Raw genomic sequence first — 13,798 nt, 5'->3', positions numbered from 1 at the left:
TGCGGGAAAGCGAGACGGCTGAGACCCGCAGGGAGCGTAGCGACTGTGGAGGTTTAGACGCGAGCCCACGGCAAAGAGATGGCTCTAAGGAAGTTTGAGCCATCTCTTTGCGACGAGCGCATAGCGCGCAGGAGCACACGGGTTTACGAAGCTGTTTTGCGGAAAAATATCTTTAATTAAATATAGCTTATCTGTCCTATAAATTAGAAAAAGAGCCCTGGGGAGGGCTCTTTTTCCCTTCATGCGGTTGAAGGGGGGTTCTATTAAACCTTAACATCCCTTTGTGAAGGCAGTGTTAATCCTGTGTTAATATTACCACTGATTGTTTTTATATTTTTTGTAATAATTTACCTGTCTTGCGAACAAATACAGTTTGCGCTTCAGATGCTTGTCTTTTTTATAGAATAACGGATTGCCGTATTTACCCTTTTTCAGCAGGTCATCGATATCGCGCTGGACAGCTTTATTGGCTACAAACTTGCGCAGCACGATTTTCGGCACGACTGTGAAGAGGAAATCCTCATTCAAGTAAGTGACCGGCTTCTCGACATGGTAGATCAAGTCATCCACCAGGTAAGACGCCATATTGTGGCCAAGTGCAGTCACATAATAACTTGAGCGTCCCTGGCGGATATTCACTTCGAACACCTTGAATTTGCCGTCTCGCTCATCGTATTTCAGATCGAAATTCGCAAATCCGGTATAGCCGACCGCTTCCAGGAAATTCTGGAGCTTGACCATCATTTCCTTGTTGAAGCGCGTAATCAGCGCGGTGTAGTTTCCGATGGCCGTTACGGTGTGTTCCTGGAGAACCACTTGGGCGAACGTCACCAGCTGAGTTTTGCCTTTCGAGCTGGCATAAATGACGGAATCCCACATGTACGTATCGTCGCCCGGAATGAAATCCTGGATGATCAGTTCGTCGTCATAGCCGCTTGAGGTAATCTTCTGGATGACTTCCTGCAATTCGCGCGGATTTTCCACTTTATAGACTTTTTGCTGGCCTTCGAATTTATTGAGGTTATAGGCAATGCCGTTGCTCGGTTTCACGATGACCGGGTACATCATCCCTTCGTCGAACGGCTCGCCGGAACGGCAATCGTAGAAGAAAGTCGTCGGCGTGTCGATGCCGTGCTCTTTGCAAAGTTTATAGAAATTCGATTTGACCTGCAGCTGGTTCATCAGGTTTTCCGTGATGTAATTGAAGACGAAATGCTCTCTCAGAATCGATGCATTCTCAATAATGAGCCGTACGTACAAATCGTTCGTCCCGACGAGAAGCAATGTTTTCCCCGGTGTCCGGTATTTCTGGGCGATGCTTGTCAGGATTGAAGCGAACTGCGATGAATCGGCAAGGCCGGTACGCAATTCGATCGTATCTGTGATCGTGCTCATTGCCGTGAACGACAATGGCTCTTTGCCGACTAAGACCGGCTTGATGCCATAAGCTTCATGAAAAGAGATGGCCATATTGTAGGCGTTCATATCCGTCCCTACAATAATCGGCAAAAAAGGTAGTGTTTCCATATGTTCCTCCTAATTATCTTGCTAACGGCAGATAGATCGTAAAAGTGGTGCCTTTGCCCACTTCGCTGCGGACTTCCACTTTGCCATGATGCGCTTCTATTAAATGTTTGACGATGGACAGGCCGAGCCCCGTGCCCCCTTGGTTCCGGCTGCGGGCCCGGTCAACCCGGTAAAAACGCTCGAACAGGCGCGGCAGTTCCGATGCCGCGATGCCGATTCCCTGATCTTCGACTTCTGTTACCGCCTCGCCGTCCTTTTCAAACAGGCGGACGGTGATGGCAGTGCCGGCGCCGGAATAAGTAATGGCGTTGATCAGCAGGTTGATCATCACTTGGATCAGGCGGTTGGCATCGCCTTGCACAAGGACCGGTTGGAGTTCGAGCTTCAAGCTGATATTCTTTTCTTCAAGCCTTCCCTGGATCCGTTCAGCTGCGGTTTCAATAAGCGCATCCATTTCGGTCGGCTGTGCATCCACTTGGAAGCCTTCCCTTTCAATCCGCGACAATTCCAGCAGATCCTGGATCAGCATTTCCAGCCGGTTGCTTTCTTTATGAATGATTTCTAAAAATGACAATAATGCGGATTGATCGACATACGCGCCGTCCAGAAGCGTTTCGGAAAATCCTTTGATCGAGGTTACCGGTGTGCGCAATTCATGCGACACGTTGGCAACAAAATCGCGCCGGATGCCTTCAAGCCGCTTCAGTTCGGTGATGTCGTGCGCGACAATGACAATGCCGTGCCATTGTTCATGTTTCCCTATAACAGGCGCTCCGTAAACATCGATGTGGCGGATGTTCATCCCTTGTGTGAATTTCAGCTGTTCCCGGGCCGGCTGTTCTAGCATGAAAACATGCTCGATAAACGCTTCCAGCTCAGCGGGAATCTCGATTTCCTTATAGAATTTATGGGAAAGATCTTTGTCTTTCAACGCAAATTCATAAGTGAAGGCTTTGTTGAAAAGCGTCACGCTGCCTTGTCGGTCAATCATGATCAATGCGCTTCCCATGTTTTCGATCAAGGTTTTCAGGCGTTCCTGCTCCATTTCACGGACTGCGGTGATTTCCTGCAGGTTTCTTGCCAGCACATTGATCGCAGAACTCAATTCCACCGTGCCGATATTGCTGTATTCATATGCCCGGGCCCGGTAATTCCCTTTGGCGAGCTCCAAAGCGGTTTCCGTGACATTTTCAATCGGCAAAGCCTGGACTTTGATGATCCGGTAGCCGATCACCGCAGAAAACACCATCGCTACGATAAAGATCAGCGCCAAAAATGACCAGATTTGCATCTTATTTTCCATCTGCTCATAAACGGGAAAAAGCTGGCCGATTAAAATCAGCATGCCAGCTAATAAAATCCCGAGCCATATTAAAATGGTCGTCAACAGCCGTTGCTGGAATGATTTCATCCCGCTTTCGGCTCCTCAAGCTTATACCCCAGCCCCCGGATCGTCTTGATGAATACCGGTTTCCGGCTGTTCACTTCGATCTTGTCCCGCAGATGGCTGATATGTACGTCCACGATGCGGGTGTCACCGGCGAAATCGTATTTCCACACGGCGCTGAGCAATTGGTCGCGCGTCAGCACCCGGTTCTTGTTTTCCATCAAATAGACAAGCAGTTCGAATTCTTTCGGCGTGAATTCAAGCTGGCGTTCTCCCAGATACACTTCGAACCGGTCCGGAAAGACCTTCAGATCGCCAAGAATGATCGGCAAAGAACCGTCCGAAGCAGTGCTTGGAGCCGTCGCGCTCCGGCGCAGCACCGCCTTGATGCGCGCTACGACTTCGCGCGGGCTGAACGGCTTGGTCATATAATCATCTGCACCCAGCTCCAAGCCGAGCACTTTATCGAATTCATCGTCTTTTGCAGTCAGCATGATGATCGGAATATTGACTTTTTCCTGGCGCAGCGCTTTGCAGACATCAACGCCATCCATTGACGGCAGCATCAAATCCAGCACGATAAGCGCCGGCTTTTCCGAAAGCGCCAATTCGTACCCTTCCCTGCCGTCATTTGCGATGACTGTTTCAAATCCTGCCTGGACCAAGTTATAGGATAAAAGCGTCGCAATCGAATGTTCATCTTCAATGATCAATATTTTATTCTGCATTTAACACCCTCCACATTCAGTTTGAAACCCCCATCTCAAACCGGTTCAGAAGTTATCCATTGCATGTGTGGTGAGCTGTTGAAGCAATTGCGGCGGATTGACTTGCACCAAGCCTTCGACAGCCGGGCTTCCGTCTTCGACGGTCGCTTCGATCCGGATGCTTACTTCATTGTTTTTGGCGTCGACTTCTACGACCTCGAGCAGAAACTCGATCGTCGAATAATGATAGACGGGCTGGAGAAATTTCAGGTGCTGTTCTTTAATATAAGAACCTGGACCTGGCAAGTATTTGGAAATGGCGGATGTGATGATTCCCGTCAGCATGATGTTCGGCACGACCGGTTTCTCAAAAGCTGTCTGTGAAGCAAAATCATGTTGGATATATAGCGGATTCCCATCATTCGTCAAACCGAGATAAAGCAGCAAATCTTTGTCCTCGATCTTTTCAGTCAGCTTCAATTTTTCACCGACATTCATGTCCTCGATTTTACGTCCTAACTTGCGTTTCTTTCCAAGCAACAATAAATTCCCCTCCTATTGTCTTGCTTCTTTAATAGTATCAAGTTAGTACACAAAAGCGCAAGCGCATGTGACAGGCGGGCCGCTTTCGTGATCTATAAAAACCGCCGGACAGGAAGTCCCTGTCCGGCGGTTTTGTGCTTAAGCGAGCACTTCCATCACTGCTTTGACGGATGCTGCAGATTTTTCAAGCAATTCCTTTTCTTCATCGTTCAATTCGATTTCAAGGATTTTCTCGATGCCGCCTGCTCCAAGAATCGTCGGCACCCCCATATAGATGCCATCCATGCCATATTCGCCTTCCAAAAATGCAATCGATGGCAGGATGCGGCGCTGGTCTTTGATAATGGCTTCCGCCATTTCCACCAGCGAAGCAGCCGGCGCGTAATAAGCGGATCCGTTGCCGAGCAAGTTGACGATTTCCGCTCCGCCTTTCCGCGTACGCGCGACGATTTCATCCAATCGCTCCTTGGCGATCAGTGTTTCGAGCGGTATGCCGCCTGCATATGAATAGCGTACAAGCGGCACCATGTCATCGCCGTGTCCGCCAAGGACAAAGCCGGTGACATCTTTAACAGAGACATTCAGCTCTTCTGCGACAAATGTGCGGAAGCGCGCGGAATCCAGGACGCCCGACTGTCCGATGACGCGCTCTTTCGGAAATCCGGATTCCTTGAAAACCGTATAGGTCATCGCATCCACCGGATTGGTCAGCACGATGATTGTTGAATCAGGAGAGTATTTTACGATATCCGCCGTAACGGCCTTCATGACTTTCTGGTTGGTCTGGACAAGATCGTCGCGGCTCATGCCGGGTTTGCGCGCGATGCCGGCCGTGATGATCACCAAGTCCGAGTCTTTTGTATCTTCATAATTCGCCGTCCCTGTTACCCGGGCATCAAATCCTTGTACCGGACCTGCTTCTGCCATATCCAACGCTTTGCCTTTGGCCGGATTCTCCATTTGCGGAATATCGACCAGAACGACGTCGCCCAGTTCTTTTTGCGCCAAAAGAAAAGCAGCTGTCGCCCCAGTAAAGCCGGAACCGATTACAGAAATCTTTTTACGTTTGAATGTCATAAAAACTCTCCTTTGAAATAGGATTTGGGTAAATAAAAAAAGAGGGGTTTCCCCCTCTTATCTTACATGTTTTTAATTAATTCGTCAGCGAACTCAGAGCATTTCACTTCTGTAGCGCCGTCCATCAGGCGGGCAAAGTCATAAGTAACAACTTTAGAAGCGATTGTTTTCTCCATTGACGACATGATCAATTTAGCCGCTTCAGTCCAACCCAAGTGTTCAAGCATCAAAACGCCTGACAAGATGACTGATGAAGGGTTCACTTTATCTTGGCCAGCATATTTCGGTGCTGTACCGTGTGTAGCTTCAAAGATCGCGTGGCCAGTCAAGTAGTTGATGTTTGCGCCAGGAGCGATCCCGATTCCGCCTACTTGTGCTGCCAAAGCGTCAGAGATGTAATCGCCGTTCAAGTTCATTGTTGCAACAACGTCGAACTCGCTTGGGCGTGTAAGGATCTGCTGAAGGAAGATATCAGCGATTGAATCCTTAACAAGGATTTTTCCTGAAGCAAGAGCTTCTTCCTGTGCTTTGTTTGCAGCATCAGTTCCTTGCTCGTCTTTGATTGCATCGTATTGGTTCCAAGTGAAGACCTTGTCGCCGAATTCCTGCTCAGCCACTTCGTAGCCCCAGTTTTTGAAAGCTCCTTCAGTGAACTTCATGATGTTCCCTTTGTGGACAAGTGTTACCGATTCGCGGCCTTCAGTGATTGCATAGTTGATGGCAGCGCGAACTAGGCGTTTTGTTCCTTCTTCTGAAATCGGTTTGATGCCGATACCTGAAGATTCAGGGAAACGGATGTTTTTAACGCCCATTTCATCTGTAAGGAAAGCGATCAATTTTTTGACTTCGTCAGAACCATTTGCATATTCGATGCCCGCATAGATATCTTCTGTGTTTTCGCGGAAGATGACCATATCCGTGTCTTCAGGGCGTTTAACCGGTGAAGGCACGCCTTCGAAGTAGCGTACAGGGCGCAAGCAAGTGTAAAGGTCCAATTCCTGGCGAAGCGCAACGTTCAATGAACGGATCCCGCCGCCGATTGGCGTCGTAAGAGGTCCTTTGATCGCAATCAGGTATTCACGGATAACGTCCAATGTTTCTTCTGGAAGCCATTCGCCGGTTTCGTCGAACGCTTTCTGGCCAGCAAGGACTTCTTTCCAGACGATCGATTTTTCGCCGTTGTATGCTTTTGTCACAGACTGCTCAAGTACGCGTGAAGCTGCGTTCCAGATATCCGGTCCAGTACCGTCACCGATAATGAAAGGAATTACTGCATTGTTAGGTACGTTCAAAACGCCATTTTCTACTGTGATTTTTTCACCGTTAGCCATTTATAATTGCCTCCTGTAGTCAAAGTCATAGGGCTTCGCAAGGTGCGAGCCCCATTCTTTTTTTGTCGTTTGTTCTGTTGCCATACTGTGGTCTGCCCCTCGGGGCTAGACCTTTCGCTTTTTTTAACGCTCGTCGATTGGCACGTATTTCTGCATGCCAGGTCCGATGTATTCAGCGCGCGGACGGATCAAGCGGTTGTCGGCATATTGCTCAAGAATATGTGCAAGCCAGCCTGAAGCACGTGACACGGCGAAGATCGGCGTGAACAAGTCATGCTCGATGTTCAATGAATGATAGACAGAAGCTGAGTAGAAATCCACGTTCGGCGGAAGGTTCTTCTGGCCGGAAACGATTTCGTCGATTTTGATCGACATTTCGTACCATTTTTCTTCGCCGCGGATCTTCGTCAATTTCTGTGACATTTCACGAAGGTGCTTCGCACGCGGGTCCCCTTTGCGGTAGACGCGGTGGCCGAAGCCCATGATTTTTTCTTTGTTCTCAAGCTTTGCGTTGATATAAGAGTCAACGTTGTCCACTGAACCGATTTCAGTCAGCATCTTCATGACCTGCTCGTTCGCTCCGCCGTGCAATGGGCCTTTAAGGGCACCAATCGCAGCTGTTACGCCTGAGTACACATCAGAAAGAGTCGCGACTGCAACGCGTGCAGTGAATGTAGATGCGTTCAATTCGTGGTCTGCATGCAGAACCAACGCTTTGTTGAATGCTTCCTCTTCGATGTCAGCCGGATTTTCGCCGGAAAGCATGTAAAGGAAGTTTGCCGCGAAGCTCAAGTCGCTTTTCGGTGCAATCGGCTCCTGGCCTTTACGGATGCGTGCGAAAGCTGTTACCAATGTTGCGATTTTCGCTTGGATGCGGATCGCTTTGCGGTAATTCGCTTCCGGGTTCATTTCTTCTGCTTCTTCGTCGAACAAGCCGATCATTGATACGGCTGTACGGAGAGCGGCCATCGGATGAACTTTTTTGATGTCGTATGTTTTAAAATGATCCAGCACTGCCTGAGGCACTGCCATATTGTCAGCCAATTGCTGTTTGAGCTCCGCCAGTTCATCGGCTTTCGGCAAACGCTGATGCCAAAGTAAATAAACCACTTCTTCAAAGCTTGCATTGATTGCCAAATCATCGATATCGTAGCCAACGTATGTAAGAGTGTCATCAATAATTGAACTGATGGCGGACTGGGTTGCTACAACACCTTCTAACCCTTTTGACGATGTCATAATAATCGCTCCTTCTACTGTAGTTCACCATTCCAAAAAAAAAGCCCAGAATGGTGGGTCATCCCTTTTTTGAAGCTTGTATATAATTCCTTACCTAGCCATTATAATCAATATTGTAGAATTTGTGAATGAAAACGCTTGTTTTTTTATTCATTACCCGAAATAAAGATAAGCACACTCGAGATTATCGGACGATAACCCGAGTGTTTTTCATCTTATTTTGGATTATTTTATACACCAGCGGCCGGTATAATTTCTGTGTCGGCCGGAACAGCAGCGATAGCCCGAGAGCATCGGAAATAAATCCCGGCGTCAACAGCAGGACGCCGCCTACCAAGACAAAAGCTGCATTGATAAGGTGATCGCCGGGCGGCTGAAAGCGCCCGAAGCTGTCCTGAATATCCCGTACCGCTTTCATCCCTTGCTTTTTCGCCAGGAATGCACCGATGAATCCGGTCGCGATGATAAGCGCAAGTGTCGGAAAAATGCCGATGGCGTCGCTCGCCCAGAACAAGAGCGCAAGCTCCAGCGACGGCACAACGATCAGCGCCAAAAACAGCCATTTCATATCGAGCCCTACTTTCTTATATTGCCTTATAATACACTGGCATGGCCGTCGTAGACGATGCCTGTTTCTGCATCAATCGTAACATCGTAGTCATTTTTGATCAAAGATGTCGCTCCGTTCACACCGACGATGACAGGAATGCCCAAGCTAAGCCCGACCACTGCAGCGTGGCTCGTCAAACCACCTTCTTCAGTGATGATCCCTGCGCAATTGCGGATGGCCGGCATCATATCACGGTCCGTTCCGATAGTGACGATGATTTTGCCCGTAGCATCAAATGCCGAAAGCTCTTCCGAGTTCTTCACTACAAGCGTCTTGCCGAAAGCGCTTGATCTGCCGATGCCCTGCCCGTTCGCAATGCTGTCACCGATCAAATGCACTTTCATCAAGTTCGTCGTTCCTGCTTGGCCGACTGGCACGCCTGCTGTGATGACGACCAAATCGCCGTGCTTCACGAAATGGTGGCGCAAGCTTTCTTCCACTGCGTTTTCCAATACTTCATCCGTTGAAGTTACGGCCTTGCTGACAATCGGCTGGACTCCCCAGACAAGCGTCAGTTTGCGGGAAGGACGGTCTGTCGAAGTCACGGCGATGATCGGCACCCCGGCACGGTATTTCGAAATCATCTTCGCCGTGTGCCCGCTTTCCGTCGGCGCGATGATGGCTTTCACTTTCAGGTTCAATGCCGTATAGGAAACGGCTTGACCGATCGCTTCCGTCATATTCGTCTCTTTTTCCTTGCGGCGGTTGTCGACGATCTGCTTGTAATTCAACGCGTCTTCTGTCGTCATTGCGATGCGGTGCATCGTTTCAACCGATTCCACTGGATAAAGCCCTGCTGCCGTTTCACCGGATAGCATGATGGCATCCGTTCCGTCAAAAATCGCATTGGCGACGTCGCTTGCTTCTGCGCGAGTCGGGCGCGGATTGCGCTGCATCGAATCGAGCATCTGTGTGGCCGTGATGACCGGCTTGCCGGCGCTATTGCATTTTTCGATCAATTTTTTCTGGACAAGCGGCACTTCTTCGGCCGGAATCTCGACGCCAAGGTCGCCGCGCGCCACCATCAAGCCGTCGGATACGGTGATGATTTCATCGATATTGTCGACGCCTTCCTGGTTTTCGATTTTCGGAATGATCTGGATGTGGGAGCCGTTGTTCTTCTCCAGCAATCCGCGGATTTCCATAACATCCGACGCTCTGCGGACAAATGATGCCGCAACGAAATCGATGCCTTGTTCGATGCCGAACAGGATGTCCTGTGCATCTTTATCTGTTATACCCGGCAATTGGACGGAAACACCCGGGACATTGACGCCTTTTTTCGTCTTCAGCGTTCCGGCATTTTCTACGACCGTGTGAATCAGGCCTTGTGCTTTATCGATGCGTTTTACATGAAGTTCAATCAGTCCGTCATCAAGCAAGATAACAGACCCCTCGTGCACATCGTCGATCAATTGTTCATAGGTGATGGAGAACATTTCTTCGGTTCCGAGCACTTCTTTCATGGAAATGGCGATTTCTTGCCCAGTTTCCAAGTCGATTGCATCGTTTTCCATTTTATGGGTGCGGATTTCAGGCCCTTTGGTATCCAGCAGGATGCCGACGATCTTCCCGGTTTTCTTGGCAGCTTCGCGGATGCGTTCAATGCGCAATGCGTGTTCTGCGTGGTCGCCGTGTGAAAAGTTAAGGCGGGCCACGTTCATTCCAGCCTGGATCAAAGCTTCCAGTGTTTCCGGCGATTCGCTAGCCGGCCCGATTGTACAAACGATTTTTGTTTTTCTCAATGTGCTCACTCCAATTGACTTTTAAATTGATAGTTCTTTTGATAATTCATACAAGCTCATATCCGCATCGTGTTCAGCAGTGAATGCTTCAGTCATATCGTAATCCACGACTTTATTGTTCACCATGCCGACTGCCTTCCCGCCATCACCGGCAAGGAGCACTTCAACGGCCCGTGCACCGAACAAGCTGCCGAGCACACGGTCCCGCGCGGTCGGCGTGCCGCCTCGCTGAATGTGGCCAAGCACGGAAATGCGTGTTTCAGCATCGGATTTTTCAGCCAGCAGGCTTGCCAGCTCCTGCGCGCTCATGACTCCTTCAGCGACGATGATGATACTGTGCTTCTTACCACGCTTTTTCCCTTTTTCCAGCCTTTCAATCATATCATTGATGTCAAAATCCTGTTCCGGAATCAGAATGGTTTCCGCTCCCCCGGCTAGTCCGGCCCATAAAGCCAAATCGCCCGCATCTCTTCCCATTACTTCAATAATGAATGTGCGTTCGTGGCTGGTCGCGGTGTCCCGGATTTTGTCGATTGCTTCGATCACCGTATTGAGCGCCGTATCGAAACCGATCGTGTAATCCGTTCCTGGGATATCGTTGTCGATGGTCCCCGGGACACCGACAGCAGGAAAGCCTTTTTTCGTCAATGCCATAGCGCCGCGGTAGGAGCCGTCGCCCCCGATGACAACCAGCCCTTCAAGGCCGTGTTTTTTCATTTGCGCAATTGCTTTTTCCTGTCCTTCATCCGTGATGAATTCCGGGCACCGGGCTGAATACAGTGCCGTGCCGCCGCGCTGGATAATATCGCCGACATCGCCGGCTTCAAGAACGGAGATGTTTCCGTCGATCAATCCCTGGTAGCCATGGTATACACCGGCCACCTCGATTCCTTCATAAATTCCTTTTCGCACCACTGCACGTACAGCGGCATTCATGCCAGGGGAATCTCCGCCGCTGGTCAATACGCCAATTCGTTTCATGCCATACCTCCTAAGAACCATTTACTCTTTTCACCTTACCACGCACGTCCGCCACTGTCAGTCTTGAATACCCTCTAGTTTTATTAAGTTTTTGTGTTGTCCGCCGGAAATGAAAAAAACCGCCGCGGCGGTTTCTTACTCACTAAAAATCCCGATCGATTTGAATTTGTCATAGCGCTGGCTGACGAGTTCTTTGGGGGTGAGCCCCGACAGCTGCTCCAATGAAATTTTGATCGCTCCGGCGATTTTCCGTGCCTGCTGCTTATAATCGTTATGCGCGCCTCCGCGCACTTCCGGTATCATGTGCTCGATGATGCCCATTTCAAGCAGATCCGGCGCTGTGATTTTCATCGCTTCCGCTGCCGTCTTCGCCAATGCGGAATCTTTCCAGAGAATCGATGCAGCACCTTCCGGTGAAATGACGGAAAACGTGGAGTTTTCGAGCATCAGAATCTGATTCCCGACGCCAAGTGCGAGCGCGCCTCCGCTTCCGCCTTCCCCGATGACGATCGACAGGACCGGAACTTCCAGGCCGGCCATCTCGACCAGGTTGCGGGCGATTGCCTCGCTTTGTCCGCGTTCTTCAGCAGCTTTTCCGGGATAGGCGCCTTTCGTGTCGATCAGGCAGATGATCGGCCGATTGAATTTCTCAGCTTGTTTCATCAGGCGGAGCGCTTTCCGATAGCCTTCCGGATGCGGCATGCCGAAATTCCGGCGGATGTTTTCTTTTGTGCCTTTGCCTCTTTGATGGCCAATCACCGTAACGGGCGTGCCTTCGAACATTGCAATCCCGCCGACGATCGCCTCGTCATCCCCATAAAGCCGGTCGCCATGAAGTTCGATAAAGTCCTCGAACACCAGAGGGATGTAATCGAGCGTGGTCGGACGCTCAGGATGGCGTGCAACCTGCACCCGGTCCCACGGCTTCATGTTTTCATAGATTTCATTTTCCAGCTTGGCCAGCCGTTCTTCGAGGCTTTGTATTTCGGCGCTCAAGTCCACTTCGGCCGTTGTGGTGTATTCTTTCAGCTCATCGATCTTTTTGCGCAATTGAATGAGCGGTTCTTCAAAGCCCATGGATTTTGGAGCCGTTTTTGATGGCGCCTTGTGCTTAGACATGCTGCCCAGCCCCTTTCGTGTGCAGCCGTACGATGGCTGATAGTATTTCTTTCATATCCGACCGGTGCACTACGGCATCCAATTGGCCATGCTCCAACAGGAACTCGGCGGTCTGGAAATCTTCGGGCAGTTTTTCGCGGACCGTCTGCTCAATCACCCGCCGTCCGGCGAAACCGATCAATGCTTTCGGCTCGGCGATGTTGATGTCGCCGACAGAAGCGAAGCTGGCAGATACGCCGCCTGTTGTCGGGTGGGTCAGGATGGATACGAACAAGAGGCCTTCATTGCTGTGGCGCTTTAGCGCGACACTTGTTTTGGCCATCTGCATCAGCGACAGAACGCCTTCTTGCATGCGGGCGCCGCCGCTCGCCGTGAAAATCAGGACCGGCAGCCCTTTGTCAGTCGCCGCTTCGATTGCCCGTGTGATTTTTTCGCCGACCACAGAGCCCATCGACCCCATTCGGAAATGCGAATCCATGATAGCAACGACAACTTCACGTCCGCTGATTTTTCCGGTCCCCGTCAAGACCGCCTCATTCAAACCGGTCTTTTCGCTGTCCGATGCCACTTTTTCCGAATACCCGGGAAACCCGAGCGGATTTTCCGATTTCAGGTGATCATCCATGGACTGGAAAGTCCCTTCATCCATAAGCGATTCCACACGCTCGAACGCGGTCATTTTGAAATGGTGGTCGCATTTCGGGCAGACTTTGAGCAGCTTTGTCAATTCCTTGGTCAAGGTTATATGTTTGCACGAAGGGCATTTTGTCATCAGCCCTTCAGGCACATCTTTGGATTTTTTGCTTGGTATGGTTGTTTCCTTATTGTCTCTATTGCGTTTGAATATTTCACGAATCATCGCCATTTTGCATTCTCCTCTTCTGTATCCAACCGCTCCAGATTTTGAAAGATTGGATCGCCTGTTCTGTATCTTGCCGTTCCATTGCCTCCAGAACCGGCAGCAGCAATTCTTTTTCAGGTTCTAGCACCGCTTCGGAATAAGGATTGCCGCTGTATTGATGAAGCAGGAACCAGATTTTCAGCGAAAGGCGGTTGCCTGACAGCACCATCAATTCACGGACAAAATCATCCCGCTGAAATCCTTCATCTTCGAATTTCTTCCTGAAACTGTCCCAGAGCTTCAATCCTTTGAGCGAGCCGTTTTCACAGATCGCCTGGATTGCGCCCGTTTCGTGCAGCAGCCTGGTTTCCCATACATCTTTCTGGGATTGGTTGTCCTGCAATATGAATGTGGATAATACCTCCACTAATTGATGGTTCCGGTGGTCCGATAGAAATGTGCCCTCGCCTCTGCGCGTTTCGATCAACCCGAGCAATTCAAGGCTGCGCAAAGCTTCTCGCAGCGTCGACCGGCCGACTTGAAGCTTTTCAGCGAGTTCCCTTTCAGATGGAATGCGGTCTCCCGGCCGGATTTTCTCCTGCCTGATCATGTCGCGCACTTCTTTGACAATGTCTAAATATCGCTTTGACTGTTTCATGATCGCCCCTAATTTCCATTAATTTGAAAGTGG

General features: G+C 50.0%; 13 protein-coding genes. All 13 read right to left on the bottom strand.

Annotation, left to right across the window (positions count from 1 at the left end):
• Positions 1 to 312: 312 nt before the first annotated feature.
• Positions 313 to 1,527: a carboxylate--amine ligase gene (locus tag ACTL32_RS07070; RefSeq protein WP_441340806.1), complete on the bottom strand. Its 1,215-nt coding sequence runs from the start codon at positions 1,525 to 1,527 to the stop codon at positions 313 to 315.
• A 13-nt stretch (positions 1,528 to 1,540) separates the two neighbouring features.
• The gene (gene pnpS / locus ACTL32_RS07065) at positions 1,541 to 2,938 is read right to left on the bottom strand and encodes a two-component system histidine kinase PnpS (protein WP_441340805.1); all 1,398 of its coding nucleotides are present in this window, start codon (positions 2,936 to 2,938) and stop codon (positions 1,541 to 1,543) included.
• Entirely contained in the window at positions 2,935 to 3,642 is a 708-nt protein-coding gene (locus ACTL32_RS07060) for a response regulator transcription factor (protein WP_441340804.1), read from the bottom strand. The genes pnpS and ACTL32_RS07060 overlap by 4 nt, the downstream gene beginning before the upstream one ends.
• Before the next feature lie 45 nt (positions 3,643 to 3,687).
• Entirely contained in the window at positions 3,688 to 4,164 is a 477-nt protein-coding gene (locus tag ACTL32_RS07055) for a MaoC/PaaZ C-terminal domain-containing protein (protein ID WP_204890279.1), read from the bottom strand.
• A 138-nt stretch (positions 4,165 to 4,302) separates the two neighbouring features.
• Complete coding sequence (mdh, locus tag ACTL32_RS07050) at positions 4,303 to 5,241, bottom strand: malate dehydrogenase (protein WP_441340803.1); 939 nt, start codon at positions 5,239 to 5,241, stop codon at positions 4,303 to 4,305.
• Positions 5,242 to 5,303: 62 nt separating this feature from the next.
• A complete protein-coding gene (gene icd, locus ACTL32_RS07045) occupies positions 5,304 to 6,572 on the bottom strand; it encodes an NADP-dependent isocitrate dehydrogenase (RefSeq protein ID WP_204890277.1) in 1,269 nt (422 codons plus the stop codon).
• Between the two features lie 123 nt (positions 6,573 to 6,695).
• Positions 6,696 to 7,811 (bottom strand): citrate synthase, encoded by a 1,116-nt coding sequence (citZ, locus tag ACTL32_RS07040; RefSeq protein ID WP_441340802.1) that lies wholly within the window; start codon positions 7,809 to 7,811, stop codon positions 6,696 to 6,698.
• Positions 7,812 to 7,995: 184 nt separating this feature from the next.
• Positions 7,996 to 8,379 (bottom strand): FxsA family protein, encoded by a 384-nt coding sequence (locus ACTL32_RS07035; protein ID WP_441340801.1) that lies wholly within the window; start codon positions 8,377 to 8,379, stop codon positions 7,996 to 7,998.
• A 26-nt stretch (positions 8,380 to 8,405) separates the two neighbouring features.
• Entirely contained in the window at positions 8,406 to 10,166 is a 1,761-nt protein-coding gene (gene pyk / locus ACTL32_RS07030; RefSeq protein ID WP_441340800.1) for a pyruvate kinase, read from the bottom strand.
• Positions 10,167 to 10,187: 21 nt separating this feature from the next.
• Entirely contained in the window at positions 10,188 to 11,147 is a 960-nt protein-coding gene (pfkA, locus tag ACTL32_RS07025) for a 6-phosphofructokinase (RefSeq protein WP_441340799.1), read from the bottom strand.
• A gap of 135 nt (positions 11,148 to 11,282) precedes the next feature.
• On the bottom strand, positions 11,283 to 12,266 hold the full coding sequence (accA, locus tag ACTL32_RS07020) for an acetyl-CoA carboxylase carboxyl transferase subunit alpha (RefSeq protein WP_441340798.1): 984 nt from the start codon (positions 12,264 to 12,266) through the stop codon (positions 11,283 to 11,285).
• Entirely contained in the window at positions 12,259 to 13,131 is an 873-nt protein-coding gene (accD, locus tag ACTL32_RS07015) for an acetyl-CoA carboxylase, carboxyltransferase subunit beta (RefSeq protein ID WP_441340797.1), read from the bottom strand. Before accD ends, accA begins: the two co-directional genes overlap by 8 nt.
• Positions 13,115 to 13,765, bottom strand: coding sequence for a FadR/GntR family transcriptional regulator (locus ACTL32_RS07010; RefSeq protein WP_441340796.1), 651 nt, complete (start codon positions 13,763 to 13,765; stop codon positions 13,115 to 13,117). The genes accD and ACTL32_RS07010 overlap by 17 nt, the downstream gene beginning before the upstream one ends.
• Positions 13,766 to 13,798: the final 33 nt, after the last annotated feature.

This window comes from Planococcus sp. FY231025, assembly GCF_052078085.1.
Classification (GTDB): Bacteria; Bacillota; Bacilli; order Bacillales_A; family Planococcaceae; genus Planococcus.
Note: the sequence above shows the minus strand (reverse complement) of the source record. Positions and strands in the feature narration are given on the sequence as shown.

Bases quoted from the DNA above. Each gene is read 5' to 3' on its own strand.
- ACTL32_RS07070 (WP_441340806.1), bottom strand. From the start codon at position 1,527: ATGGAAACACTACCTTTTTTGCCGATTATTGTAGGGACGGATATGAAC.
- ACTL32_RS07010 (WP_441340796.1), bottom strand. From the start codon at position 13,765: ATGAAACAGTCAAAGCGATATTTAGACATTGTCAAAGAAGTGCGCGAC.
- pfkA (WP_441340799.1), bottom strand. From the start codon at position 11,147: ATGAAACGAATTGGCGTATTGACCAGCGGCGGAGATTCCCCTGGCATG.
- citZ (WP_441340802.1), bottom strand. From the start codon at position 7,811: ATGACATCGTCAAAAGGGTTAGAAGGTGTTGTAGCAACCCAGTCCGCC.
- icd (WP_204890277.1), bottom strand. From the start codon at position 6,572: ATGGCTAACGGTGAAAAAATCACAGTAGAAAATGGCGTTTTGAACGTA.
- pnpS (WP_441340805.1), bottom strand. From the start codon at position 2,938: ATGAAATCATTCCAGCAACGGCTGTTGACGACCATTTTAATATGGCTC.
- mdh (WP_441340803.1), bottom strand. From the start codon at position 5,241: ATGACATTCAAACGTAAAAAGATTTCTGTAATCGGTTCCGGCTTTACT.
- ACTL32_RS07060 (WP_441340804.1), bottom strand. From the start codon at position 3,642: ATGCAGAATAAAATATTGATCATTGAAGATGAACATTCGATTGCGACG.
- ACTL32_RS07035 (WP_441340801.1), bottom strand. From the start codon at position 8,379: ATGAAATGGCTGTTTTTGGCGCTGATCGTTGTGCCGTCGCTGGAGCTT.
- accD (WP_441340797.1), bottom strand. From the start codon at position 13,131: ATGGCGATGATTCGTGAAATATTCAAACGCAATAGAGACAATAAGGAA.
- accA (WP_441340798.1), bottom strand. From the start codon at position 12,266: ATGTCTAAGCACAAGGCGCCATCAAAAACGGCTCCAAAATCCATGGGC.